This window comes from Pauljensenia sp. OF14-1SRA (assembly GCF_027694595.1).
In the GTDB taxonomy this organism is placed as follows: Bacteria; Actinomycetota; Actinomycetes; order Actinomycetales; family Actinomycetaceae; genus Pauljensenia; species Pauljensenia turicensis_B.
Map to the genome: position 1 here is coordinate 38,177 of NZ_JAQEVQ010000001.1, position 25,584 is coordinate 63,760.

Here is a 25,584-nt window from a genome sequence, read left to right on the forward strand (position 1 = left end):
ACCCTAGCGCGCATCGCGTGACGCTTGCTTTGCCGTGTTAACGGCATCAAGCAGGCGACGCGCTGACAGTGCCATAGTGTTGCGACGCGCAGAGTCTTCATGGCAGACAGCCTCAAACGGAGCCTCGCCACGCGCCCAAGCGTCGATTGCGCAACTCGGTTCGCCCTCCGCATGGGAACAGAGGGGGAGACACCACGAGGTTGCTTCTGCAACTTCCGGGAATACTCCCAGAACGTCTTCTTCGTCCACGTGCCCCAGGCCGAAAGAACGGACGCCGGGCGTGTCCATAATCCACCCGCCCTCGGGCAGTTCGAACGCTTCGGAGGAAGTGGAGGTATGGCGTCCCCGTCCCGTCACTTCATTGACGTGCCCGACACTGCGGTGAGCATCAGGAACCAGCGCATTGATCAGCGTTGACTTTCCGACACCCGAATGCCCGACAAGCACGGAGAAATGCCCCGCAAGCTCGCCCTTTAATGCCTCGAGCCCCTCAGTGGGAGTGGCCTTACCGCTCTCAAACGCCTGCGTAACAATAATGCGGAAGCCAAACGGAGCATAGGTCGCAAGAAGCTCGCTTGGGACGCCAAGATCGGACTTTGTGAGGCAGAGGATGGGGGTCATCCCGGCTTCATATGCGGCCACCAAACACCGGTCAATCATGCCGGTTCGAGGTGGTGGATCGGCTAGCGCGACGACGATACACATGGTGTCCGCGTTCGCGACAATCGCCTTTTCTCCGCGTTGGTCGGGCGCATCTTCCAATGATCGACGAAGGATGGAAGTGCGTTCTTCGACGGCGACAATTCGAGCTAGCGTATCGACGCGTCCCGAAACGTCCCCGGTTACTCGCACGCGGTCACCCATGATTACCGATCCGCGCTTCAGTTCTTTGGCGCGAACAGCATTCAGAGTTGTCGCGTCGTCCATCCTGACGCGATATCGCCCACGATCAATAGCAATGACATGTCCGAGCGGTGAAGTAGACCAATCTGGGCGAATTTTTGTTCGTGGACGCTTTGACTTTCCTGCGCGAACTTTGACACGCGGATCGTCGGTTCCAGTGTCACGCCTCAATGGAAGCCTCCTTGCTTGAAGCGACAAGCGATGCCCACATGGAAGGGAAGTCGGGCAATGTCTTTGCTGTGCACGCGATATCGTCCAGCGTTGTTCCCGGAATTCCCAATCCTAGGATTGCCGCGAAGGTTGCCATCCGGTGGTCGGCATAGGCGTGGTGGAGCGCGGGCGTTGGAGTGGTGGGGGGAGTGATCGCCAGATAATCTGTCCCCTCATCGACCTGACAGCCACATGCCCGCAGTTCTGTTGCCAAAGCGGCTAGACGGTCAGTTTCATGACCTCGCAGATGACCGATACCTCGTAGAAGTGAAGGTGAATCAGCGAAAACGGTGAGCGCAGCAATCGTCGGCGTGAGTTCCCCGATGTCCGCCAGCTCCACGTCGATTCCGCGAATATGGCCGGCCTTCGCGCTCACAGTCAGTGCGCCATCGTGCAGAGTAACGTCGGCTCCCAGCCACGGAAGAATGTCGCGCCATGCGTCACCGGCCTGTGTCGTTTCGGCGGGCCAGTGCGGGATTGTCACCTTTCCGCCACACACCAGTGCTGCTGCGAGGAAAGGGCCAGCATTCGACAGATCGGGTTCGATCGAATTGACGAGGCCGCGCGACCGTTCGTTGATGACATGCCATGAATGGAGCGCGGGGGTGCCTTCGTCTATTTCCTCGACATCGCATCCGTGAGCTCGCATGGTCTGACACGTCATTTCAATGTGGGGGAGCGAAACGACTTTACCGGGTGCACTGATCGTTACAGGATGGCTGAGCATGGGCGCAACCAACAGCAGCGATGACACGAATTGTGATGATGCGCAAGCGTCGACCGTGATTGCTGCTCCCGCCGGAAGCTGGAGCGGTCCCTGAATAGTGAAAGGCAGGAATCCTTTTTCGCCGTGGTAGGTGATCGTGGCACCACACTGCGCAAGAGCGTCCAGGAGTGGCTTGAGGGGGCGTAGACGAGCGCCCTCATCACCGTCGAAATGAGTGATCCGACTGCTGAGCGCAGCCAAGGGAGGGATAAAACGCATCACCGTGCCGGAAAGCCCACAATCGATGGAAATCTCATCGGTGCGCTCTGGCGCTTGAGGATCAAGAGGGACAACGTGCGCCGATGTGCCGGAAAACTCAATGTCAGCGCCCAACAGTCGAAGGGCGTCCATGAACAATCGAGTATCCCGCGAATCAAGAAGCCCAGTCAGTGAAGAAGGAGAATCAGCGGTCGCTGCAAGATAAAGCTCACGAGCCGACAGCGACTTCGACCCTGGGATCTCAACAGTCGCATCTAACGTGCCCGATGCTACGGGCGCCTGCCATAGGCGGGAAGTCAAGCGGAAACCTTTGTCGCCAGAGCTTTCTCACGCTCTAGGGCACGGCGTGCCTGCCACTGATTGACTCGCCATGACACTGACGGGGCACCCACGCGATCCGTGCTGGCCAGTGCATATGCCCCAGCGAGTGCGAAACGGGATGCCATTTCAGAGGTCATTTCACGGCGCTCAGCACGACTACGAGCAGTCCACAGCGGATGATTCACAAGAGCCATTGGAATCGAAATAGCCGCAAGAACCGTAGCGCTTGTCCGAGGAGCCTTACCAAGAGCAAAACATGTGGCTGCGCCCAGCGTCACGCCACCCAAAACCCGCGTTGCAACAGTCAGCTGCTCATCGGTGGGAGCGGCCTCGCCCGCTACCTTATCCATCAGCGGACGGACAACGTGAGCGCGCTCGACGTGTACTTCAGGCTCGCGCAGAGCTGAAATGCCATCGAGGATTGCGGGAAGCGCCAAAGCTGGCCTTGCACATGCACGAAGAAGATTCATGCTTCTATTGTCCGATGAAAAGCGGTTTTCGTGAGCCACAACGCGCTTGATTCTGGAATACAAACCCCGTCCGTAAACGTTCACAGACGTATGAACCACAAGATTTGGGTCTCCAACGCTTACCCTTAGAGTGATGACTACTTTCGACAACGCTTCTCGTCCCTGTGCAGAAGTGGAACTAGATCAGACATTCGTCCGCGATGCCATCCCGTACGAAAAAATGCTCTTCCGCGCAGCACTGCGACTGACAGGTAACAGAACAGACGCTGAAGACCTCGTACAAGAGACCTATCTTCGCGCATATGCGAAGTTCCATCAGTACGCCCAAGGCACCAATCTGAAAGCCTGGCTCTACCGGATACTGACGAACACGTTCATCTCCGAATACCGCAAAGCGCAACGTCGACCCAAACACTCGCCCAACGAAGACGTCGAAGACTGGCAGCTCATGCAAGCAGCTTCTCACGACTCAGTTGGTTTGGAATCGGCGGAAACCGAAGCTCTCGCTCGGATTCCGTCAACACAGATTCAAGAAGCATTACACAGCCTGAGCGACGAACAGCGAGCAGTCGTTGTACTCGCCGATGTTGAATCGCTCAGCTACAAAGAGATCGCCGACATACTCGACATTCCGATTGGAACCGTCATGTCGCGCCTCTCTAGAGGCCGAGCGAGCCTGCGCCGAACACTCGCAGACCTTGCCAAAGAATATGGAATTACAGGAGAGAACAATGAGTGAAGTTATCGGATGCGACGCGTTCCGAGAAGCGCTCTTCGCCCTGGTGGATTGTGAAGAATGCGAAGAACGCCGTTCGCTCATTGATACCGGAACAGTCGAAGGCCCCTGCGAACGCGAACGCCTTGCCTTGATCGCGCATGCTTCTGGATGCGAGCACTGCGCCCAAGAATTAGACCGTGAACGCAATGTGCGAACCGCGTTGCGACACTTCTTCGATGACGAGCCTCTTCCCGAAGGATTCGAAGCCCGTCTGCTCGCTCGCCTCTCATCGGTTCAGGTTGAAACAACATCTGTATATGTCGAAACGTCAGGGCAGTGACGTGTGTCGCTAGGGCGGTCAGTCTGTTGGCTTAACCGCTGTTTTTATGGGAAACTGTCAGGGTTGAATTCAAAACTTGAGGAGATCAACATGTCGAAGAGGGGCCGCAAGCGTCGCGATCGTAAGAAGCACGGTGCGAACCACGGCAAGCGTCCAAACGCATGAGCCGTCTTTAACGCAATGCCCGGAGGCGCAAGCCTCCGGGCATTTTGTTTTATCAGTTTCCTTCGCATTACTCGCGAGGTGTCGCACCCGTCCATTCGTACCACCCTGAATGCAGTACGAGCCACGCCATCAAGGCGTATCCGGACTGGCCGGGAAGAGTCAGCCCTGAATCCGTTCGCGCCCTCGAGGCTGCCATGTCTTCAAACCACTGATCGTGCGCAACAAGGGGAGTGTACGTATCAACGTAAGGAAGGCCTCGGCGCTGGCATACTTCACCCATCGAACGGGAAAGTTGAGCAACCGAAGAAGAATCGCTCCCGGCAAGAGGCGGAGGCCCCACCACGAAGCAGGGGATCCCCAGCGAGGCGGCACGATCAGTGATATTCGCCAGATTCAAGCGCGAACGGGCTGAGCTTAAACCCGCTGAAATATCAGCGGTACCAACACCGACAATCAAACCGCGAGGTCCTTCGGCACCCAAGCGGAGCCCTACTTCCGATTCCCAACGCGCTGCCAGGCTATTCGTGGATTCCCCGGGAACGCCCAATGTCATCACCGTTGGAGCCGTTGCAAACTCTGATCGAGCAAGCACGCGACCAATCCAGCCGAGCGCTCGCGGGTCACCAGTTCCAGTGACCAGTTCGTCTCCGATAACGCAAAGTCTCATTGGGCTCCCTCGAGTCAGCGAGCAAATGCTGCTGCCATGAGTTCGGCGTTCTGCTGCTTGTGATCCGATGTTCGACCCGCTGCGGTGGTTGCCGATTCGGGGCGAGAGACAAGGCGAACAGGACGTTCAAACTCCATGAACATATTGAGTGCCAGGAACGGCCAGGGACCTTGGTTCTTCGGCTCATCCTGAACCCACATGATTTCCGCGTGCGGGTAGCGGGCAAGCTCTAAAACAAGCTCCTGGGCGGGAAGCGGGTAGAGCTGTTCAAGACGAATGATCGCCGTTGAACGATCACCACGCGCTTCGCGTTCCTTAACAAGGTCATAGTAAATGCGTCCAGAACAGATCAAGACCCTGGTGACCTGCGTTGCATCAATCGACGGATCAACTTCACCGATGATTGGTCTAAAGGTCCCAGATGTGAAGTCTTTAACCTGAGAAGTTGCGGCGGCAAGACGGAGCAGTTGCTTGGGCGTGAAGGCAATCAGAGGCTTACGCGGGCGTCGATAGGCTTGCTGACGCAACATATGGAAGTGGTTAGCCGGAGTAGACGGCTGAACGATCCACATATTGTCCTGGGCAGCCAACTGCAGGTAACGCTCGATACGCGCCGACGAGTGGTCAGGACCCTGACCTTCGAAACCGTGGGGAAGCATCATCACCAGGGAAGAACGCTGGCCCCACTTCTGCTCGGCGGAGCACACGAACTCATCGATGACGGGCTGCGCGCCGTTCGCGAAGTCACCGAACTGTGCTTCCCAGACGGTCAGAGCATCGGGGCGTTCCACCGAATAACCGTAGTCGTATGCGAGCACCGCATACTCCGACAGGGGAGAGTCGAAGATATCGAACTTCGCCTGTGTTGGGGTCAGGAACTGAAGTGGTGTGAATTCACGGCCGTTCGTGTTGTCGTGAAGAACAGCGTGGCGCTGGACGAAGGTCGCGCGACGTGCATCTTCACCCGAGAAACGAACGGGCGTTCCCTCCATCAGCAGTGTTCCAAGAGCCAGGAGTTCACCGAATCCCCAGTCAATGGGACGCTTCCCGTAGGCCATTTCTTGGCGTCGCTCGCAGAGCTGAGCCATCTTCGGATGCGGGGTAAAGCCGGGCGGGAAGGAAACGTGAGCGTCACCGATGCGACGGATTTCTTCCGTCGTTGTCGCTGACTGCCAGCCAATCATCATGCCGGAACCGGGCAACTGAGATTCGGGCATCAACCAGCCGGCGCTTTCCTTCTCAGCATCATCTTGCGGTGTCCACCCGTTTTCTCGGGTTTCGGACAGGATGTTCGAGAGCTCGTTCTCGTACGCGGTCGCCGAAGCGAGGGCCTCGTCTTCTGTCAGCTGGTGACGACCAACGAGGTTCCGCGTGTAAACGGTGCGTGTCGACGGGATCTTATTAATCAATCCGTACATGACGGGCTGGGTCATCGACGGGTCGTCGCCTTCGTTGTGGCCGCGACGGCGGTAGCAGACCATGTCGATGATGACGTCCTTGTGGAACGTATTGCGGTACTCGAAGGCGAGCGCTGCCATGCGGACAACAGCTTCCGGATCGTCGCCGTTCACATGGAGGATCGGTACTTGTAGGCCCTTGGCGAGGTCGGTGGGGTAGCGGGTAGAACGGCCAGATGTTGGCCCGGTTGTGAAGCCAATCTGGTTGTTCACGATCACGTGGATCGTGCCACCGGTCTTGTAACCGGTCAGCTGGCTCATATTGAAGGTTTCCTGGACAACGCCCTGGCCAATGAACGCGGCGTCGCCGTGAACCAGAACGGGGATAATTGGCAGGCTTTCATCGCCAAGCACTTCCTGCTTGGCGCGGACAATGCCTTCTAAGACGGCGTCGGCGGCCTCGAGGTGCGATGGGTTAGCGCCCATGTACACCTTCGTTGCCACACCGTCTTCCAAGGTGTATACGCCCCAGGTTCCTAGGTGGTACTTCACGTCACCGGAGCCCTGAACCGACGAAGTATCTTGGTTTCCTTCAAACTCGGAGAAGATCTGCGCATAGGACTTGCCGGCAATATTCGCCAGAACATTCAGTCGGCCACGATGCGCCATTCCGATCGCAACTTCGTGGATACCTCCTCGTGCCGATCGCGCAAGGATCTCATCAAGAAGCGGGATCAGTGACTCGCCACCTTCAAGGGAGAAACGCTTTTGTCCCATGAACTTCGTCTGAAGGAACTCTTCGAACGCTTCGGCGCGGATCAGCGTCGACAGAATTCGACGCTGTTCAACCGGAGTGGGAACTTCGTAGGGAAGTTCGATGCGGTGCTGGACCCACTGTCGTTGTTCGGGATCCTGAATATGCATGTATTCAATGCCGACGCTACGCGTGTACGTATCGGACAGTCGAGTCAGGATATCGCGTAGCAACATTTGCTGTTCGCCACCGAATCCACCGGTCGGGAAGGGGCGATCGAGGTCCCATACGGACAGGCCGTACTGGGTGATATCCAAGTCGGGGTGGCGGCGCACGCGGTATGCCAACGGGTCCGTGTCTGCGGCAAGGTGACCGCGTGAGCGGAATGCGTGGATCAGCTCTGCGATGCGCGCGGGCTTCCCCTTCTCGCGCTCGACGTCGTACTCGTGGTCCGCTTCCCAGGCGTAGGGGTACTGGGGGATGTGAAGTGAAGAGAAAACGCGTTCGTAGAATCCATCCAGACCCGACAGCTTTTTATCGATGAGTGAGAGGAACTGGCCGGAGGCCGCCCCCTGAATAATGCGGTGGTCGTAGGTCGACGACATGAACATGGTTTTGCCGATGCCCATTGCTGCCAGCTTGCGCGGGGAAACTCCGCGGTATTCGGCGGGGTAGTCGGTCGCGCCAACACCGATAATGAGGCCCTGCCCCTTCATCAGGCGAGGAACAGATGTTGTTGTACCGATTGTTCCAGGGTTTGTCAGAGTGACGGTTGCCCCCTGGAAGTCGCCAGTACCAAGATCGCCTGTGCGCGCACGCTTGACCAGATCCTGATATGCGTCAACGAATTCCATGAAGGTCATGGTGTCTGCCTTATGGACGACCGGGACCATCAGAGAGCGCCCGCCGGAGGCGTTGGTGACGTCAATTGCTAAGCCGAATCCGACGTGGGCTAGACGGTGGATCGCGGCCTTGGTGCCTTCCATTTGATAGCGGACGTTCATATCCGGCATTTCGCACAGAGCCTCGACCAAGGCGTAGCCAATCAGGTGGGTGAAGGAAACCTTGCCACCAACGGTGCGCGCCAAGTGAGCGTTGATCAGAGCGCGATTTTCAATCAGGAGCTTCGCTGGCATCTGACGCTGTGACGTCGCAGTGGGAACAGAGATGGATTCATCCATGTTCTTCGCGGTTGCGCGCGCCACGCCCTTGAGGATTTGGAGCTCGTCTTCCTCGGCAAGATCAGTGTTGAGTGATGCGGCAGTGTGGCCGTGCATCTGACGTGTATAGGGAGACGTTGCTTCCATGATGCGCGCCGGAGGAGCCGGGGGCAGGTCAGAACGCGTCACGGACTCCACGTTCGTTTCCGGTGCGTCCGTTTCTGGTTCCTCGAACACAGATTCAGCTAAGACACGCGCTTTCGGCTGTGCGAAGTGTGACGTGGGGTGATCGTGGATCGACGAGGTCGCCGGCGGGAAAACCGCGGCCTGAACGGGGGCGGGGTGCGATACGGCCGGAGCGGCCTCGGCAATTGGCTGAGGAGCACGCAACTGAGGAGGAGCAGACTCGGTCGTAAAAAACGCGCGCCACGAGGGATCAACCGAAGTTGGATCCGCCTGATACGCGCGACGTATGGTGTCGACGTACCAATCATTTGCCTGCGGCTGTGCCCCGTTGTCAGTTGCCACGAGAATCTCCGTTCTGTTCAGCCGTGAACCCTACGGCACAGCATACGGATAGTCTGGGTCTTTGGGCCCGATTTTATAGAGATTGGACATAGCTTGAACGCGTCTTTGGGGAAAAGAAGAAGAAACTTTGGTGAAACTGGCAACAGAGTGGGTATCTTGTGTTATCTGGAGCCCAAATCGGTAAACTGAACGAGTTATGGACTCTGATTTACCATCGCGCAGTAAGGCCACGCAGTGATCGCAACTATTGCGATGCTCATGCTTGGCATCGTTCTGACAATCGGCACATTTATTTTCGTGTCTGCGGAGTTTTCGCTGGTCGCGCTCGATCAAGCGGTCGTTGAAAAGCGATTTCAAGCCGGCGACAAATCCGCCGGAGAAGTCCTGAAAGCAACGAAAAATCTGTCGACCCAGCTCTCTGGAGCCCAAGTTGGTATTACGCTGACCACGATTCTTCTCGGCTACACCACGCAGGCAACAATCGCTGACCTTCTTGAAACGGCACTCGGAAGTGCTGGTTTAGCCCTTGGGCTTGCCACGGGTATCGCCGCGATTGTGGCAGCAGTTTTCATTAACGCCGTATCAATGCTCTTTGGTGAGCTGGTTCCAAAGAACCTTGCACTCGCTCACCCCTTAAAAACCGCGGGTCTTGTCGTTCCCTTCCATATGTTTTTCACTGCGCTGATGAAGCCGATTATTATCGTTTTAAACGGGTCGGCGAACGCGGTGCTCAAACTGGTGAACATTGAGCCTCAGGAAGAGATCTCATCTGCTAGGTCAGCGTCTGAACTCGAAGCAATGGTTCGACACTCAGCCGAAGAAGGCACGATCGACACGTCGACCGCCTCGTTGTTGACGAACTCAATCCGCCTGTCCGAGTTCACCGCTGCCGACGTCATGACAGACCGCGGGTTGCTTCACTTCCTGCCGGACACCGCCGTCGCATCTGACGTTGTCGCCCTCTCACGAGAAACCGGGCACTCACGTTTTCCGATCGTCGGTGAGGATTTAGATGACATCATCGGCTTGGTTTCGTTGCGTCGTGCCATCGGAGTTCCTTTCGAGCGTCGCGACGAGGTCCCCGTTGTGTCTGCTTCCCTGATGGCCGGCGTTCCATCGGTTCCCGAAACAGCCCCCATTGGTCCTCTGATGGTGCAATTGCGTGACGAAGGCCTGCAAATGGCAATCGTCGTTGATGAATACGGTGGGGTGGCAGGTGTTGTCACTTTGGAGGACGTCATCGAAGAAATCGTTGGTGAAGTGTCCGACGAGCATGATGGGCGTCGCCTCGGAATCCGTACCCGTGCCGACGGCGCTCTGCTGATCCCCGGAACCCTGCGCCCCGATGAGCTCTTCGAACGAACTCGGATCGCCCTTCCTGAAGACAACGCCTACGACACGATAGGCGGCCTCGTGATGGCCCAACTTGGACGCATCCCGATGGTTGGCGACCGCGCCACCGTGCACTCAGTGATCCTCGAAGTTGAACACATGCAGGGGCGACGCATTATGCAGATAGCGCTCTATGCGCCTGACCAGGAAGATGAACAACCGGAGGTTCAGCTATGAGCGCCGGTTGGGGTCTTGGAATCACCGTTATGTTGCTGGCAATGAACGCTTTCTTCGTCGCCGGCGAATTTGCGACGACATCGTCGCGTCGTTCGCAGATTGAGCCTCTCTACGAAGAAAAGCGTCGCGGAAGCGCTTATGCGATGTTCGCTCTTAAACACGTATCATTGATGCTCGCTATTTGTCAGCTGGGTGTCACGGTCGCATCAACAACCCTCGGCGTCGTCGCAGAACCGGCGATCGCGCACCTCGTGGAGCATCCGCTGGTTTCACTGGGCTTACCTGCTTCGTCGGCGCACGTCGTTGGTTTTATTGCCGCACTGATTATCGTGTTGTTCCTGCACGTAGTGTTCGGTGAGATGGTGCCGAAGAACGTGTCGATCGCAAACCCGGCACGACTCCTTCTGCTTCTTGCACCGCCTCTCGTGGCAATTGGACACGTTGTCAGCCCGATTATCCACGCAATGGATTCATTGGCGAACTGGTTCCTGTCACTTCGTGGAATTGAACCTAAATCTGAAATTGCAGCAACGTTTACAGCCGAAGAAGTGGCCTCCATCGTCAAATACTCGACCGCTGAAGGAGCTTTGAGTGACGACCTTGGTCTGCTCTCGGGAACCTTGGAATTCTCGACCGAAACCGCTGGGTCAGCGATGGTTCCTTTGGGTAACCTGGTTACTTTGGAGTCCGATGTCACCCCCGACGAGGTTGAAAAAGAAGTCGCTCGAACGGGTTTTTCGCGCTTCCCGATCGTTGCTCAATCCGGTGAAATCGCTGGGTACATTCACCTGAAGGACGTACTCTATGCCGATGCCACGAATCGCACTCAACCGATTCCCGCCTGGCGTATCCGCAAGATGGAAACTGTTGCATCAACTGATGAAGTTGAAGACGCGCTCCGCGCAATGCAACGTTCGGGAACTCACTGTGCACTGGTGAAAAACCAAGCAGGAGAACGAATCGGCGTGCTCTTCCTTGAAGATGTTCTAGAAGAATTGGTTGGCGAGGTTCGTGACTCATTGCAACGCGATGTGATTACTCGCGACCGCGATGAGTTATGACTCCCACTTTCAACCAAACCTCTTTAACCGCCTGGCGATACGATGTAGGTTAGTAACCGTTGAACTCGGACACTCGCTTCGAGGGCAACCCCTGAAATCAGCAGATGAAAAGGAACTTTCAGCGTGCCTGAAGCTAAGATTGAATGTCCGTTGCCGTCACGTCGGCAGATTCATGGACATAGCGATCTGGACGCGTCTACGCCTCGCAAAAGACAATCCCACGTTACTCGTCGTGTAGCTCGTGGCGGTGTTCTTGCTGTGCTGTTGGCAACGACTGTCGCGATCCCGCTGTCGGGGTTTGTTGGCGCACAGTCTTCTGTTGAACTTCCTGCGCGCGCACTTGGTGTCAGTGCCGGTGATGAGTCCTGGGCAACGACAACGGCCGTCGCGCAATCGCAGGCCCTTGAAGGATCCGTCACCGCAGCATCTCGCACACGCGTTCGCGCACCTCTGACTCTCAATAGCTGCTTGCCCTCTGCCCAGACAGCCGCGGGCAATCGAGATGTCCAGGTTCGATCCTCGGAAATCTACTGGCCAATGCCACCGGGAACGTTCGAGATCACGTCGCCCTTCTCGATGCGTGTTTCCCCGATTTCTGGCCAGCTACTGATGCACGAAGGCATCGATATGGCTGGTCCACTGGGGACTCCGCTACACGCCGTGTATGACGGCGAGGTCGTCGAGGTCTCTGAAAACAGCCGTTCCGGTGCGTTGGTGAAGCTCAAGCACGTCCGTGAAGACGGAAGCATTTTCTATAGCGCGTACCTGCACCAGTACATGGATCAGATCAAGGTCCGTGTGGGCGACAGCGTAGAAGCGGGACAGGTAATCGGTGCCGTTGGAAACAACGGTTGGTCAACTGGCCCGCACCTTCACTTTGAAATCCATAACTCCAATGACGAGCCCATCGATCCCGAAGCATGGCTTAAAGAAGTTGGCGCAGTTTATCTCGGAGAGCAGGCTTGTTCATGATCCCGGTTTCTTCTCGCGTCGGGCCGATCATTCTTGCCCACAGGGGAGGCAACGAGGTCGCGCCTGAAAATTCGCTTGAGGCATTCGCTGATGCCCGTCAGCTCGGTATCCGCCACATTGAAACCGATGTTCATCTGACCGCTGATGGCAAGGTTGTTATCCACCATGATCCGATGATCGATCGCGTGTACAACGGTTCTGGTCTGATTGCTCAGATGACTTGGGATGAGCTGAAGACGTACACGAACGATCACGGTGATCGTATTCCGTTGCTGTCCGAAGCTCTTGAGACCTTCCCGGATCTGTACTTCAACATCGATGCGAAGGTTCCCGGTGTTGAGGGGCCTCTGTTGGATGTTGTTCGTCAGGCTCATGCTGAGAATCGCGTTGTCCTGGCATCGTTTAACGAACGTCGGCTGAAGTGGCTCAGAGAGCAATCTCAGGGCCAGATTGCAACGTCGTTGGGTAGTCAATCCGTGGTGCGTTTGGTTGCGGCTGCAAAGAGCGCAACGAAGACGCGCACATGGCGGATTCCAGGTTCTCATCAGGGCGTTGTTGCCGCTCAGGTTCCGCTGTCCTTTGGCCCTGTGACCGTTGTGGATCGTCGTTTTGTTGCGGCGGCCCATTCGCATGGTTTAGCTGTCCATGTCTGGACGGTCGATGAGATTGACGATCTTAATCAGCTGATCGCTCTTGGAGTCGACGGCTTTGTGACCAATAAGCCGAAGTATCTGCGCGACTATCTGATCGATCGTGGATTATGGGAAGAGCTTCCTGCTCCAGGCGCGATGCGAGGGCAGCACCCGCGCGACTGAGTGTCGTGAGCAGAATGCACCCCCATGCGTTTATGTGCATGCGGGTGCGTTTTCTTTTGCGCTACGAGGTGCGGGCTGACGGATTTGGGCGTGTGAGGCGACATTTTGGGGTTTGCGTGGAGTGACACCGTTTTGTTGTCTCGAATGACCTCAGAGAGTGCCAGCGAGGTTCTGTATGCCTGATCTGCTGTTGAGGTCGATGCTGACCCCATACTTACAAACGCATTCGGGGTGTGCACCGTGCGGCGCACACCCCGAATCGTCTTTCACGCTGAAAGGTTATTGGTCAGCCACAACGTGGTGGTGAGTGATTACGGGTTCACGCTTTCCAGCTTCCACGTCGTTGGCGAGCTTTACTCGCCACACCATCTGAGCGACGAGGAGCGCTACCAGTACCCAACCTGCGAGATGAGCGATCATGGATTCGGCAACGAAGATCAAAGCCATGGCAACCAATGTCGGAAGCAAGTCTTGGAACGCCTTCACAACGTATCCGGCGAAGGGCGGCATGTGGACGCCATCGGCGTCAGCAACTGACTTGACCATGAAGTTCGGACCATTGCCGATGTACGTCAATGCCCCGCAGAAGACTGCACCCAGCGAAATCGGGACCAAGTAGTACTCGGGGACACCCGCGATCAGGGTTCCATCGCCACCCAGCGACTTCGCCATTTCGAAGAAAGTCATGTAGGTCGGGGCGTTATCCAAGATCGAGGACAAGCCACCCGTGAAGATAAAGAAGGTAACGCGGTTCAGGGGGAGGTGCGGTGCCACCTGCTCCAAGAAGCGCAATGCCGGAGCCATCGTCGAGAAGATGCCGATGAACAGGGCTGCAACCTCAAGGATCGGGGCCCAAGTAAAGGCATTGTCCTCGTAGCGGATCTTCTTAGAGCCCGCAAAGTAAGAGATTGCTGCGGCGCTGAGCATGACGATCTCGCGCCACGGAACCAGGTCTGCTCCATGCGCGTGACCTTCAATGATCTCGTGAGCGTTCCACGAGGGGATTTTGGCAACGGCGACGATGACAATGGCGAAAAGAACCAGGTTGAAAGCACCGCGCAGGCGCAACGGGGTGATCTGGGTATCGTCCCTGACGATTTGCGCCCGAGGCTCCGACGAGTAAAGCAGACGGTCGAGCGAGTAGTATATGCCGAGCATCAGTACGAGTACGAACAACCATTCCTTCCACAGCTGGAACGTCCAGGTGAAGGGGACACCGTTCAAGAAGCCCAGGAACAGTGGCGGGTCGCCGAGAGGTGTCAGTATGCCACCGCAGTTAGCAACGATGAAGATTGTAAACAGCACGGTATGTACGCGGTGGGTACGCTCTTTATTCGTCGCAAGAAGAGGGCGAATCAGGAGCATTGCGGCGCCTGTCGTTCCAATGAAAGAGGCAAGCGCGCCACCGATTGCCAAGAAAACTGTGTTGTTCTTCGGGGTTGCGCGAATGTCACCTTCAAGGTGGATACCGCCGGAGATGATGAAGAGCGAAAGAAGCAGGGCAATGAACTGAACGTATTCAACGCCGACGTCAATCAGCGCTTCATTTCCGATCATGTACACCATGAATACCAGCGTGGGTAGGCCTAGAACAAGGGCAACCAGAAGCTGGCTGGAGTTACGTTCCCACCATTTGTGTGTGGCGGGGATGATCGGGAAGAGTGCAATGGATGCAAGCATTGCTACGAACGGCAGAAGAGACCACCATTGGAAGGTCATCGGGATCCTTGTCGTCGATTACTAGGGACAGGCACATATTCGTGCGTACCATTTCAGCCTAACGTGAAACCGCAGTATCTTGCCGAAGATGTCCGTTTTTGACGATTGTTAACAATTTGCCCTGAATGTTCGTCCAGACGTGATTGGGTAACAAAAAGTGCCCCGAACAGGATTCGAACCTGCGACCTTTCGCTCCGGAGGCGAACGCTCTATCCACTGAGCTATCGGGGCTTAACGCATTGAGTCTAGCAAAGGTTGATGTTGGGTGAAGAATGGTGCTTGACCGCTTCACTTTCGTGCATAGGTCGAACGCCCTGATGACGCTTAGGGTGAGGAGTGTCATACTAGGGGAGTTGATTCGCTGATACCCAAGGAAGGGACACAATGCGCGTTCATATTGGAACAGACCATGCTGGCTACGAGCTGAAGGAAAAGGTCGTCGAGCACCTCAAGGAAAAAGGTTACGACGTTGTTGACCACGGCGCCCATGAGTACGACTCGTTGGACGACTACCCGCCGTTCTGCATTGAAGCAGCAGAAGCAGTGGTTGCTGATGCTGGCTCTCTGGGTGTCGTTATTGGTGGCTCCGGAAATGGTGAGCAAATGGCCGCGAACCGTGTGAAGGGTGTGCGCGCTGCGCTGGTGTGGAATGATTCGATCGCACGTCTTGCCCGCGAGCACAACAATGCGAACGTCGTCTCTGTTGGTGCGCGTCAGCACACCGTCGAAGAGTGCCTGGCATTCATCGATGCCTTCCTCGAAACCCCATTTTCTGAAGACGAACGTCACCAGCGTCGTATTTCCGAAATGGATGATTACGACGAAGCGCATCGAAAGTGAGTGGTGTCGTTAGACGCTGAAACTCAATAGAATGGGGTTCTTCGGTATTCCGAGGGACCCCATTCGTGTTGTTAACGGCGCACGTGGCTGAGCTGGGGCTGCCCCTAGATGTTGAATCCGAAGCAGGGAGCTAAGGTTAGCGCCACAAGGAAAATGTTGAGTGCCACGATGGCGACGGCAATCAGAGTTCCACAAACCTGCGTGAGAGTCGCATTCGAGTGTTCGCCCATAATCGAAGGTTGACGCGTGTAGCGGATCAAAGGAATAATCGCGAAAGGGATGCCGAAGGACAGGATAACTTGGGAGACGACCAGTGCCCACGTCGGTTCTGCCCCTATTCCGAGGATGATGAGGGCGGGGATGAGCGTGATCAGTCGTCGCACAATGAGCGGGATACGAATGTGAAGCAATCCGGCCATGATTTCTGAACCGGCGTATGCGCCAACGGATGTTGATGCTAGGCCTGACGCGAGAAGGCCAACGGCGAAGATCGTGGCAACGACCGGTCCAAGTGCGCTGGCGATTGCAGCGTGAGCACCTTCAATGGTGTCTGTTCCGCTGACCCCTGATAGTGCCGATGCTGCGAGAAGAAGCAGGCCGATGTTGACGATTCCCGCCAATCCGAGTGCCCACACGATATCAATCCGGGTTGCTCGCAAGTGATGTTTCAGGTCCGCGCGAGGAGCTTTTTCGTCGTGGTCGTTCACCAGCGAGGAATGTAGGTAAATCGCGTGTGGCATCACGGTTGCGCCAAGCATGGACGCTGCGACGAGAACTGAGTCCGTGCCAGCAAATCGGGGGACGAGGCCGGCCACAACTGATGGGCCGTCTGGCGGAGCAATGGCCAGTCCTGCAAGGAATCCGATTGTGATGATGAGCAAAAGGCCGATGATGACGCGTTCAAAGATCTTTTGTGTCCCGCCACCTTGCAGGGTTAACAACAGTGTTGAAACGACACCGATAATGAGTCCACCGGTAAGAAGCGAGAGCCCGAAGAGGAGGTGAAGTGCCAGAGCTCCGCCGATGATTTCCGCTAAGTCAGTTGCGGCTGCAACGACTTCTGCTTGAAGCCAATAGCCAATGCGTGCGCGTTTTTTCAAACGTGTGCCGAGAAGAGTGGGGAGTGATAGTCGCGTGACTAGGCCCAGCTTTGCGCTCAAGTATTGAATGAGCATTGCTGCAAGGTTGGATGCCAAAAGAACCCATACCAGCAGGTAGCTGTAGCGTGCGCCGGCGGTAATGTTTGCTGCAACATTCCCGGGGTCTACGTAGGCGATTGCCGCAACGAATGCAGGACCCAGCAGCGTCGCAAGCGACGGGTGATGAGTCTTTGATGTGCGGGGAGCAGGTAGCTGCGTCTCCGTAGAATCAAGTTTCGGCATACCGAAACCTTAACGCGTTTTTATTGCGATGTCACTCAAGAATGAAGAGCATGAACACGCCAAAGCAACCTAGACCAGCGTGACCAGGGATCAAGATTCAGTCGAAGCCTCGTCAACCTGATCGGTGGAGAGCACGGGGTAGGTAGCGAGCACGCAGACGTACTGGGCGAAGGCGATCCCAAAAACGACGAACCAGAAAAGCAAACGAATCGCCCACGGCAGTGAAATTGATGCCAACACAAGGGGTCCAGCCACAACGAGCAACGCCAACAGAGTCCGATGAAGCTTCATCACGGATGCCAAAAGCGCGACGCTGGCCAAACGCGGAAGATCTTTGACGTTTACGCGTCCCTTGTATGCCAAACGGTGAGCAAACATCGGCCAGACCCACACGTGCGTAAACGCTGCAATCAGCACTACGAATACAAGCAGCGTACGAACGATCAATACCATCGAGTGGGAAGCAAGATGCGTCGTCACAGACCACTCCCACAACAGTAGGGAGAAAAGTAGTCCTTCAACAAGTGCAAGGAGAATCGCGGGCAACGCTGCCTTGCGGACAACCTGAGCGACGGCCGGGGCAATCGCCGTGGACTCGGAAGCAATTAAACGCAACGAAACCAAGGTCATCACACCAAGACCCACACCGAAAGTGACGACGGGTAGCGAAATGAGCAAACCGACAACGTTCGCCATCACAAGTGCCGCAATCCACGACAGCACCTGAGCGATTGACGAATCAGGCCCAAAACGTGAGCTCACTTGGCTTCTCCGTTCTGAACCAGGGGAGCAGTTGTACCACCAGCATGAATCGTGGCGGGAACAAAGACGTGACGGACCGGTGCGGAATCATTGATCTGCTCGAATAAGACATCGCAGGTCAGACGAGCGATCTCAAGGGGAGGCTGAACGACAGTCGTCAGTTCAGGCTCGACAAACTGGCCGATCGTAATGCCGTCGAAACCAATGATGGACATGTCATCAGGAATCAACAAACCCGCTTCGCGAATTGCGCGCATTGCACCAATCGCGAGAACATCCGCGATGGCAAAAATCGCGGTCACATCGGGACGCTCTTGAAGCAGGCGCTTCGCCAAATGATATCCGTGTTCGTAGGTGTAGGGGTTCATCTGCTCGCGTGTTTCGAAGCGAATCAGATCATCATCAAGCGGAATGCCGGCATGTGAAAGAGCCTGTCGGTAGCCGGTGATGCGCTGGGCGCCAACAGAAGCATCCCCTTCGGGAACGCCAAGGGCGGCAATCGTTGTATGCCCCAAGTCAATCAGGTGCTGGACAGCGCGGGTAGCTTCTTCTTGGTCATCAACGGCTACAGACGAATATGCCGAATCATCAACTTTGGGCAGACGTGACACCGTGGAAAGCACGAAAGGCACGTTGAACTTCTCGAAGACGGATGCTTCGTGGCGGAAAGAGCCGCCAAGGAAAATGGCTCCCGCCATCAGTTCTTCATCAACGATCTTCGTGGCCTCTTCGACTTCGTCAGCCCAGTGGGGGACCTTCACGACGGTCAGAAGATAGTTCTTTTCGCGGACGATAGCTTCCAATGGATCGAGAACCTGTTGGAAGAACGGATTATCGATGCCCTTGATGATCAGGGCAATCGCAGGATTGTGAGAGAGCTTGAGGAAGCGAGCATGACGGTTGGGGCGATATCCCATCTGATCGGCGAGCGCCACAATGCGTTCGCGAGTGCTGTCGGAGATATCGGGCTTGTTATTGAGTGCACGAGAGACTGTCACCACACCAACACCGGCGGCTTTGGCGATGTCTTTAATCGTGGGGCGGGAATTCGAGGCTCGCATGGTCGCCTTCGTTTCGCTTTCTAGAAAACGGGGGTTCAATGGCGCTCGCCCCTTATCGTGAGCCGTGTCATACCAAGTGCGGTGCGACGCGTCTTCAGATAAGGGGCGAGTCCGTCATGAAGTATGTTCAGCCCTTGACTGCGCCGGCGACGACGCCTTCAATGATGTGCTTTTGGCTGGACAGGTAGAAGATGATGATCGGAATGATCGCAAGAACGAGCATTGCCATCAACGCGCCCATGTCGTTTGAACCGCGTGAGCCGACCAGCTGCTGAACAACAACAGGGATCGTCTTGTACGGGGTCGACAGACCAATAACCAAGTAGGGCAGGAGGTAGTCGTTCCAGACCCACATCGCGTTGAGGATCGCGACGGTGATCATCACGGGCTTCAGCATCGGCATAACGATGCGGAAGTAGTTCTGAACCGGACCGCAACCATCAATCATGGATGCTTCTTCAATCTCCAGCGGAATCGACTTCACGAAGCCGGAGATGATGAAGACCGACAGGGGAGCACCAAAGCCCAGGTACAGCAGGATCATGCCGATTGGGTTGTCGAGGTGCAATATGTCAGCGATCTTGACGGTTGGGAACATGACCATCTGGAAAGGAACGATCATCGAGAAGACGAAGAAGAGGTAAAGCAGGTTCGTCCACCACGTCTTCACACGCGTAATGTAGTACGCGGTCATCGCGCAGAAGAAGACGATCAGAATCAAAGAACCAATCGTGATGAAGAAGGACCAGCCTGCGGCGGCCAAGAACCCGGTCTGCTCGAGGCCCGTCACGTAGTTCTGAATACCGGCGAAGTAATCGCCCAGTGGCAGAGCAAACGGGTTATCAGAGATGAACAGACGGCCCTTGAACGAGTTCATCAAGATGAAGAACAGAGGGCCAAGGAACACCAGAGTCAGTGCGATCAAAACGATGTAGAGAATCGCCTTGCTGACAGGGTTAGAGCGTTCTTCCGTGGCAACGATGGGGGCAGCCTTTGTGCTCACGCTTCGACCTCCTTGCTACGGGTTGCGCGCAACTGAATGAATGCGATCACGGAAACGATGAGGAAGAAGATCACGGCCTTGGCTTGACCAACGCCCTCGAAACCGACGCGCGAGTAGAATGTGTTAACGATGTTCAGAGCAACCATCTCGGTCATGTCGAGTGGCTGGCCGTTCGTCAATGCGAGGTTCTGGTCGTAGAGCTTGAACGAGTTGGACAGCGTCAGGAACAAGCAGATGGTGATTGACGGCATGACCATCGGGATGGTCACGTTACGAAGAATCGTCCATTTTCCTGCGCCATCGATTTCGGCTGCTTCAATGAGTTCCTTCGGAACACCTTGAAGACCAGCGATGTAGATGATCATCATGTAGCCGACCATCTGCCAGTTGATCAGGATGATCAAACCGACGAAGCCGTAGGTGGCATTGGTGACCAGCGTGGTTTGCCAGTGCAGCAAGATTGCGTTCAGAATTGTCTGCCAGGTGTAGCCCAAGACGATGCCGCCGATCAGGTTCGGCATGAAGAAGACGGTACGGAAGAAGTTCGTACCCTTGAGCTTGCGGGTCAGTGCGTATGCGATTGCGAATGCAAACACGTTGACCGTAATGATGGAAACAATTGTGATGGCGGCGGTGAAGAGCAGAGCACTAACGAAGCCCTGCTTGTCGCTGAATGCATCAATGTAGTTCTGAACGCCGACAAACGTCGCGTTGGTGACGGTCGTGAACTTCGCGAAGGACAGGTACAGACCGATTGCGAACGGGGCAAGGAATGCCAGCGTGTACGCAAGGAATGTGGGTCCGACGAAGAGCAACCCAAATTTCTTAAGAGCTTTAATCATGAAAAGTTCTTCCTTGAACTATGCGAAGGCGGGTGTGCGGGACCCGGTTGGTTCCCGCACACCCGTATTCGGCAGATGAGTGCGGAGCGTTAAGCTCAGGCGCCCTTCTCAGCTGCCCATCCGGTGGTGAAGGTCTCGACGACCTTGTCCCAATCCATCTGGCCTGCTGCGTACTGCGACAGGGCAGCACCGAAGTCATCCTTGAAGGTCTGGCTCGGGAAGGTGGTGAAGACCCACGGAATCGTGGTCAGCTTGGTGTTGGACAGGTAGGAAACAACTTCCTTTGCCAACGGATCGGCCGGCTGCTCAGCATCGGTGAAGGTGTTGAACGGCGGGATGAAGCCGAGGTCTTCGACCATGTACTTCTTGCCCTTTTCGGAGTTGATCAACCAGTTGACGAAGTCGATCGAAGCCTTCTGCTTGGCCTCGGAAACCTTCGAGTTGATCGAGAAGAAGTTCTCGGTGCCGATGTTCAAGCCCTGGGTTTCTTCGCCCTTGTGTCCGGTGTAGATCGGGAGCATCTTGACATCTTCAGGCTTGACAGTGTTGCCTTCAATGTCAGAAATCTGGCCGTATGCCCAGTTGCCATTCTGAACCATAGCGGCCTTGCCGAGGGCGAATTCAGCCATGGAGTCGTTGACTGCCTTGGAGGAAGCGAGCTCGGGAGCAATGGTGGAATTCTGCAGGTAGAGATCGAAGATGTTCTTGAACTCATTGCCGTGCGAGAAGGTCATTTCTGCCTTGTCGTCCACGCCGTCGTCCTGGTACTCGAAGTAGACGGGAAGGTCGGCGAGGTGCGTCTGCCAGCGCCAGTCTTCACCGGGCTTGAGTGAGGTTGAAGCAAAGACACCGTCGATGCCGAGCTCGTCCTTGCGAGCCTGCATGTCCTCAACAACAGTCTTCAGCATGGCGAAGTTGTTGATTTCTTCCATCGAGGTGGCCTTCGCGCCGGAGAGGGCGAAGTACTTGTCCATGATGGACTGGTTGTAGATGATGCCATAGCCTTCGACGACGTAAGGAACGCCGTAGACCTTGCCATCTTCACCCTTGACTGCCATTGAGGGGTCAAGGAGAGCCTTGTTGAAGTCGGTGTCGGTCAGGTCGGCGGTGTAGTCCTGCCAGTTCTTCAGGCCGATGGGGCCGTTGATCTGGAACAGGGTTGGAGCGTCCGACTTGGCAATTTCAGACTTGAGGGTCTGCTCGTAGGTGCCGGAGGCGGCCGTGACAACCTTGACCTCGACGCCGGTTTCCTCGGTGTAAGCCTTGGCGATTTCGTGCCAGGTGGCATCGGATTCAGGCTTGAAGTTCAGGTAGTAGACGGAGCCGGTGGTGTCATCGGCTGAATCTGAACCTGACGAGCAAGCTGCCAGAGTAGAAAGGGCTGCGGCTGCTGCAACAGATGCTGCGGCGACCTTCATGAACTTCGACATCGCAGATGTCCTCCTTTGGACGCTTCGAGTTCGTGACGCTACCTGAAGTGCGTCAAGTTGATGCGATAACGGGGTCACCTCTGAAGAATTTACATCTCCGTCGGTAACGTTTCCGGTGATAGTGAGCATAGGACGATGAAGGCGTTTGCGTCCACATTTTTAAAAGATTGTCAGGTCACAATTTGGTGACGAAAAAATGGCGTGGTTGAGTCATTTAATGGCTGTTGGGTTGTTTTTAAATCATTTACGGATACGTTACCGGTAACGATTCCGTTCCTGACCTGCAGATTTGCTTTCAATTCGTCCTATTTCACCTCGGCGCGCGTAGCTAATCGGGGACGAAAACAACTACCCTAGAAGGCGTGACTCCAGAAGAACTTGCACTCGTTATTCGTCAGGCCATCATCGCTGCTATCGATAATGGTTCGCTTGCTCTGAACGCTGAAGACGTTCCCGACCCTGTGAAGGTTGAGCGTCCGCGCAACCGCGACCACGGCGATTGGGCAACCAACATCGCGATGCAGCTGGGTAAGAAGGCCGGCATGGCGCCTCGTGACTTCGCGCAGCTTCTCACTTCCGCTCTTGTTTCAGTTGAGGGAATCGACGAGGCCGAGATCGCAGGACCGGGCTTTATCAACATTCGGCTCGGTGCCGCATCTGCTGGTGAACTTGCTCGAACGATCATCGAAGCTGGCGATGCCTATGGCACCGGAGACAAGCTTGCTGGCAAGCACGTGAACCTCGAATACGTGTCCGCAAACCCGACCGGTCCGGTTCACCTTGGCGGTGCTCGCTGGGCGGCTGTTGGTGACTCGCTTGCTCGTCTGATGGTTGCAGCGGGTGCACAGGTGACCCGCGAGTACTACTTCAACGATCACGGTTCGCAGATTGATCGCTTCGCGCGTTCCCTCTATGCCCGTGCAATGGGTCAAGAAGCGCCTGAAGACGGCTACGGTGGCCAGTACATCGCCGATATTGCTGCCCAGGTGCGTGCCGATGCGGCTACGGCCGGTCAGCCTGATCCTGTCACCCTCGAAACCGAAGAGGCTGTTGAAGCCTTCCGCGCTCGTGGCGTAGAGCTGATGTTCGCCGAGATCAAACAGCGCTTGTCCGACTTCCGTTCTGAGTTCGATGTGTTCTTCCACGAAGACTCTCTCCACGAATCAGGGGCAGTCGCTCGTGCGATTGAAACCCTGCGCGAACGCGGAGAGGTCTTCGACCAGGATGGCGCCGTGTGGTTGCGCACCACTAAATACGGTGACGACAAGGATCGTGTCCTCATTAAATCGGATGGTCAGGCCGCCTACTTCGCCGGTGACGTTGCCTACTACTTAGATAAGCGCCAGCGTGGCGCAGACGTCGCAATCTACCTGCTCGGTGCTGACCACCACGGTTACATCGGTCGCATGATGGCAATGTGTGAAGCCTTCGGTGATAAGCCGGGTGAAAACATGCAGATCCTCATCGGTCAGATGGTGAACTTGGTGAAGGAGGGCAAGCCGGTTCGTATGTCGAAGCGTGCGGGCACGATCGTGACCCTTGATGACCTTGTTGACGCTGTGGGCGTCGATGCGGCCCGCTATTCGCTGGTCCGCGTGTCGATGGACTCCAACCTCGACATCGACCTTGATCTGCTGTCATCGCGCACGAATGAAAACCCCGTCTACTACGTCCAGTACGCCCATGCTCGTACTCGTAACGTTGCGCGCAATGCCACCGAACACGGCGTGACGCGCGAAGCTGGATTCGAGCCCGCAGCTCTCGATACACAGGCGGATTCGGATCTTCTGGGTGTGCTTGCTCAGTTCCCTGCCCAGGTCGCCCAGGCTGCTGAGCTACGTGAACCGCACCGTGTCGCCCGCTACCTCGAGGGCCTCGCTGCTGCATACCACACGTGGTACGGCCAGTGTCGAGTTACTCCTCGTGGAGATGATCCAGTCGATGCTGGTCACGTTGCCCGCCTCTGGCTAAATGATGCCGTGGCACAAGTTCTGCGTACCGGCCTTGGCTTGCTGGGCGTTGCTGCTCCGGAACGGATGTGACGTGGGGGAAGCGCCAGCATCGTTTGACGCCCGCCCAGTCGGGGATCTGATTTGCCCAGAGCCCGATCAACGGCCCGACATCTGGCCGTGGTCAGCCAAGCGCCTCGACAATGGCGTTCTAGAAATCGGTGGAGTTTCTTTGACGGATCTTGCCGATGACTTTGCCACGCCCGCGTTTGTCCTCGATCGCGCTGATCTTGCTGGACGCGCGAATGTCTGGGCGACCGCGATGGCCGAAGAATTCTGGGACGGCTACGGAATGAATGGTGGCGACGCTTTCTACGCCGGCAAGGCATTCCTTTCATCCGACGTAGTCCGCGTCGTCACGGATGCCGGGATGGGAGTCGACACGGCTTCCCTTGGCGAACTGACAATGGCGTTGCGCTCCGGCGCAAACCCCGCCAAAGTGGGATTGCACGGGAACAACAAGCTTGATAGTGAAATTGAATGTGCGCTGTTGGCAGGCAACAAAGAAGGTATCGAACGAATCTTCATCGATTCCCTCTACGAAGTCGGCCAGCTCGAACGCATCGCCAAGAAGCTGGGTGTCATCGCACGCGTCATGGTGCGCGTGAAGACGGGTGTGCATGCGGGCGGGAACGAATACATTTCCACCGGACACGAGGATCAGAAGTTCGGCGTTGGCGCCTTCGATGGTCAGCTTGACGAGGTTATTGACGCGATTGCCTCCTCGGATCATCTTGAGTTGCGAGGCCTGCATTCGCATATCGGCTCACAGATCATCGGCATTGATGCATTCGTTGAAGCGGCTACGATTATCTGCCGGCTGGCGAAGCAGATCCAGGGGCGTACCGGCCTGACAATTCCCGATATTGATCTTGGCGGCGGGGCTGGCGTTGCCTACACGGGTGATGACGAAACACCGACTTCGCCGCTTGAGGTAGCGCGCGCGATTGCGGGTGCTGTGCGTGACGCGTGCGCTGAGCTGGATTTCCCTGTTCCGCACGTTTCAGTTGAGCCTGGGCGTTCGGTTGTTGGACCCGCGATGGTGAGCCTCTATCGCGTTGGGGCCGTAAAAGACGCGACCCTAGGAGATGGCCTGAAGCGTCGCTACATCGCGGTTGATGGGGGGATGGCTGACAATATTCGACCGGCTTTATACGGGGCACGCTACACGGCGACGCTCGCGAATCGTGTTTCCGATGTCGAACCGGTGCGCTCGCGAATCGTGGGCAAGCACTGCGAAAGTGGCGACGTTATCGTCTGGGATGTTGATCTTCCGAGCGATGTGCAAGCCGGTGACCTTCTCGTCATCCCGGTGACCGGTGCCTACGGTTATTCGATGGCATCGAACTACAACATGGCGACCAAACCGGGTGTCATTGCTGTTGAAAGCGGTCAGGCGAGTTGGATCATGCGTCCTCAAACCATTGATGACCTGCTGGAACTCGATACTGGGCTTGCCAGCCTTGCCGTTGCCAACGACGAGTAGGGGCGAATTCTTCAG

At 56.1% G+C, this 25,584-nt stretch carries 22 protein-coding genes and 1 tRNA gene; 10 read left to right on the plus strand and 13 right to left on the minus strand.

Annotation, left to right across the window (positions count from 1 at the left end):
* Positions 1-3 precede the first annotated feature (3 nt).
* Genes rsgA through PG731_RS00165 form a run of 3 tightly spaced genes read right to left on the minus strand, consistent with a single transcriptional unit; the run spans position 4 to position 2,889 of the window.
* Entirely contained in the window at positions 4-1,074 is a 1,071-nt protein-coding gene (gene rsgA, locus PG731_RS00155) for a ribosome small subunit-dependent GTPase A (RefSeq protein WP_270771364.1), read from the minus strand.
* Positions 1,064-2,398, minus strand: a complete 1,335-nt coding sequence (gene aroA / locus PG731_RS00160) for a 3-phosphoshikimate 1-carboxyvinyltransferase (RefSeq protein WP_270771366.1) — start codon at positions 2,396-2,398, stop codon at positions 1,064-1,066. Before aroA ends, rsgA begins: the two co-directional genes overlap by 11 nt.
* The gene (locus PG731_RS00165; protein WP_101627374.1) at positions 2,395-2,889 is read right to left on the minus strand and encodes a hypothetical protein; all 495 of its coding nucleotides are present in this window, start codon (positions 2,887-2,889) and stop codon (positions 2,395-2,397) included. The genes aroA and PG731_RS00165 overlap by 4 nt, the downstream gene beginning before the upstream one ends.
* A 133-nt stretch (positions 2,890-3,022) precedes the next feature.
* Here PG731_RS00165 and PG731_RS00170 point away from each other — a divergent pair, with 133 nt between their 5' ends.
* From PG731_RS00170 to PG731_RS09195, 3 genes are all read left to right on the plus strand, one after another.
* Positions 3,023-3,628 carry a sigma-70 family RNA polymerase sigma factor gene (locus PG731_RS00170; protein WP_101627373.1) on the plus strand — a complete coding sequence of 202 codons (606 nt, stop codon included), beginning with the start codon at positions 3,023-3,025 and terminating at the stop codon, positions 3,626-3,628.
* Complete coding sequence (locus PG731_RS00175; protein WP_195224956.1) at positions 3,621-3,947, plus strand: anti-sigma factor family protein; 327 nt, start codon at positions 3,621-3,623, stop codon at positions 3,945-3,947. Before PG731_RS00170 ends, PG731_RS00175 begins: the two co-directional genes overlap by 8 nt.
* A gap of 90 nt (positions 3,948-4,037) precedes the next feature.
* Complete coding sequence (locus tag PG731_RS09195) at positions 4,038-4,112, plus strand: 50S ribosomal protein bL37 (protein WP_373273797.1); 75 nt, start codon at positions 4,038-4,040, stop codon at positions 4,110-4,112.
* A gap of 67 nt (positions 4,113-4,179) precedes the next feature.
* Here the strand turns inward: PG731_RS09195 and PG731_RS00180 are convergent, their stop codons facing one another.
* Together PG731_RS00180 and PG731_RS00185 are read right to left on the minus strand one after the other, a co-directional pair.
* Complete coding sequence (locus PG731_RS00180) at positions 4,180-4,779, minus strand: GDSL-type esterase/lipase family protein (RefSeq protein ID WP_270771369.1); 600 nt, start codon at positions 4,777-4,779, stop codon at positions 4,180-4,182.
* 14 nt (positions 4,780-4,793) lie between these two features.
* Positions 4,794-8,618 (minus strand): multifunctional oxoglutarate decarboxylase/oxoglutarate dehydrogenase thiamine pyrophosphate-binding subunit/dihydrolipoyllysine-residue succinyltransferase subunit, encoded by a 3,825-nt coding sequence (locus PG731_RS00185; protein WP_270771370.1) that lies wholly within the window; start codon positions 8,616-8,618, stop codon positions 4,794-4,796.
* A 237-nt stretch (positions 8,619-8,855) separates the two neighbouring features.
* Between PG731_RS00185 and PG731_RS00190 the strand changes: the two genes are divergently transcribed.
* The 4 genes from PG731_RS00190 (at position 8,856) to PG731_RS00205 (ending at position 13,035) form a co-directional block, all read left to right on the plus strand.
* Positions 8,856-10,187, plus strand: a complete 1,332-nt coding sequence (locus PG731_RS00190; RefSeq protein WP_270771647.1) for a hemolysin family protein — start codon at positions 8,856-8,858, stop codon at positions 10,185-10,187.
* Positions 10,184-11,248 (plus strand): hemolysin family protein, encoded by a 1,065-nt coding sequence (locus PG731_RS00195; protein ID WP_270771371.1) that lies wholly within the window; start codon positions 10,184-10,186, stop codon positions 11,246-11,248. The genes PG731_RS00190 and PG731_RS00195 overlap by 4 nt, the downstream gene beginning before the upstream one ends.
* A gap of 123 nt (positions 11,249-11,371) precedes the next feature.
* The gene (locus PG731_RS00200; protein WP_270771373.1) at positions 11,372-12,220 is read left to right on the plus strand and encodes a M23 family metallopeptidase; all 849 of its coding nucleotides are present in this window, start codon (positions 11,372-11,374) and stop codon (positions 12,218-12,220) included.
* Positions 12,217-13,035 (plus strand): glycerophosphodiester phosphodiesterase, encoded by an 819-nt coding sequence (locus PG731_RS00205; RefSeq protein ID WP_270771374.1) that lies wholly within the window; start codon positions 12,217-12,219, stop codon positions 13,033-13,035. The genes PG731_RS00200 and PG731_RS00205 overlap by 4 nt, the downstream gene beginning before the upstream one ends.
* 279 nt (positions 13,036-13,314) lie before the next feature.
* Here the strand turns inward: PG731_RS00205 and PG731_RS00210 are convergent, their stop codons facing one another.
* Positions 13,315-14,754: a sodium:proton antiporter gene (locus tag PG731_RS00210; RefSeq protein ID WP_270771376.1), complete on the minus strand. Its 1,440-nt coding sequence runs from the start codon at positions 14,752-14,754 to the stop codon at positions 13,315-13,317.
* 158 nt (positions 14,755-14,912) lie between these two features.
* Positions 14,913-14,985: transfer RNA gene (locus tag PG731_RS00215), tRNA-Arg, on the minus strand.
* A gap of 153 nt (positions 14,986-15,138) precedes the next feature.
* Here PG731_RS00215 and PG731_RS00220 point away from each other — a divergent pair.
* Positions 15,139-15,594 carry a ribose-5-phosphate isomerase gene (locus PG731_RS00220; RefSeq protein ID WP_270771378.1) on the plus strand — a complete coding sequence of 152 codons (456 nt, stop codon included), beginning with the start codon at positions 15,139-15,141 and terminating at the stop codon, positions 15,592-15,594.
* A 104-nt stretch (positions 15,595-15,698) separates the two neighbouring features.
* On the opposite strand, the gene PG731_RS00225 is transcribed toward PG731_RS00220, so the two are convergent.
* The 6 genes from PG731_RS00225 to PG731_RS00250 all read right to left on the minus strand — a co-directional run bounded on the left by PG731_RS00225 (position 15,699) and on the right by PG731_RS00250 (position 22,074).
* Entirely contained in the window at positions 15,699-16,976 is a 1,278-nt protein-coding gene (locus tag PG731_RS00225) for an Nramp family divalent metal transporter (RefSeq protein ID WP_270771379.1), read from the minus strand.
* Between the two features lie 90 nt (positions 16,977-17,066).
* A complete protein-coding gene (locus tag PG731_RS00230) occupies positions 17,067-17,738 on the minus strand; it encodes a hypothetical protein (protein WP_101627365.1) in 672 nt (223 codons plus the stop codon).
* Positions 17,735-18,799 (minus strand): LacI family DNA-binding transcriptional regulator, encoded by a 1,065-nt coding sequence (locus PG731_RS00235; protein WP_270771381.1) that lies wholly within the window; start codon positions 18,797-18,799, stop codon positions 17,735-17,737. The genes PG731_RS00230 and PG731_RS00235 overlap by 4 nt, the downstream gene beginning before the upstream one ends.
* A 127-nt stretch (positions 18,800-18,926) precedes the next feature.
* On the minus strand, positions 18,927-19,802 hold the full coding sequence (locus PG731_RS00240) for a carbohydrate ABC transporter permease (protein ID WP_101627363.1): 876 nt from the start codon (positions 19,800-19,802) through the stop codon (positions 18,927-18,929).
* Positions 19,799-20,644 (minus strand): carbohydrate ABC transporter permease, encoded by an 846-nt coding sequence (locus tag PG731_RS00245; RefSeq protein ID WP_270771383.1) that lies wholly within the window; start codon positions 20,642-20,644, stop codon positions 19,799-19,801. The genes PG731_RS00240 and PG731_RS00245 overlap by 4 nt, the downstream gene beginning before the upstream one ends.
* Before the next feature lie 95 nt (positions 20,645-20,739).
* Complete coding sequence (locus tag PG731_RS00250; protein WP_270771385.1) at positions 20,740-22,074, minus strand: ABC transporter substrate-binding protein; 1,335 nt, start codon at positions 22,072-22,074, stop codon at positions 20,740-20,742.
* 362 nt (positions 22,075-22,436) lie between these two features.
* On the opposite strand from PG731_RS00250, the gene argS reads away from it, so the two are divergent.
* Together argS and lysA are read left to right on the plus strand one after the other, a co-directional pair.
* On the plus strand, positions 22,437-24,116 hold the full coding sequence (gene argS, locus PG731_RS00255) for an arginine--tRNA ligase (RefSeq protein WP_270771386.1): 1,680 nt from the start codon (positions 22,437-22,439) through the stop codon (positions 24,114-24,116).
* A gap of 1 nt (position 24,117) precedes the next feature.
* The gene (gene lysA / locus PG731_RS00260) at positions 24,118-25,569 is read left to right on the plus strand and encodes a diaminopimelate decarboxylase (RefSeq protein ID WP_270771387.1); all 1,452 of its coding nucleotides are present in this window, start codon (positions 24,118-24,120) and stop codon (positions 25,567-25,569) included.
* Positions 25,570-25,584: the final 15 nt, after the last annotated feature.

Coding starts and splice junctions, on each gene's coding strand:
- PG731_RS00165 (WP_101627374.1), bottom strand. CDS start 2,889: ATGAATCTTCTTCGTGCATGTGCAAGGCCAGCTTTGGCGCTTCCCGCA.
- PG731_RS00170 (WP_101627373.1), top strand. CDS start 3,023: ATGACTACTTTCGACAACGCTTCTCGTCCCTGTGCAGAAGTGGAACTA.
- PG731_RS00175 (WP_195224956.1), top strand. CDS start 3,621: ATGAGTGAAGTTATCGGATGCGACGCGTTCCGAGAAGCGCTCTTCGCC.
- PG731_RS00180 (WP_270771369.1), bottom strand. CDS start 4,779: ATGAGACTTTGCGTTATCGGAGACGAACTGGTCACTGGAACTGGTGAC.
- PG731_RS00195 (WP_270771371.1), top strand. CDS start 10,184: ATGAGCGCCGGTTGGGGTCTTGGAATCACCGTTATGTTGCTGGCAATG.
- PG731_RS00205 (WP_270771374.1), top strand. CDS start 12,217: ATGATCCCGGTTTCTTCTCGCGTCGGGCCGATCATTCTTGCCCACAGG.
- PG731_RS00210 (WP_270771376.1), bottom strand. CDS start 14,754: ATGACCTTCCAATGGTGGTCTCTTCTGCCGTTCGTAGCAATGCTTGCA.
- PG731_RS00220 (WP_270771378.1), top strand. CDS start 15,139: ATGCGCGTTCATATTGGAACAGACCATGCTGGCTACGAGCTGAAGGAA.
- PG731_RS00225 (WP_270771379.1), bottom strand. CDS start 16,976: ATGCCGAAACTTGATTCTACGGAGACGCAGCTACCTGCTCCCCGCACA.
- PG731_RS00235 (WP_270771381.1), bottom strand. CDS start 18,799: ATGCGAGCCTCGAATTCCCGCCCCACGATTAAAGACATCGCCAAAGCC.
- PG731_RS00245 (WP_270771383.1), bottom strand. CDS start 20,644: ATGATTAAAGCTCTTAAGAAATTTGGGTTGCTCTTCGTCGGACCCACA.
- PG731_RS00250 (WP_270771385.1), bottom strand. CDS start 22,074: ATGTCGAAGTTCATGAAGGTCGCCGCAGCATCTGTTGCAGCAGCCGCA.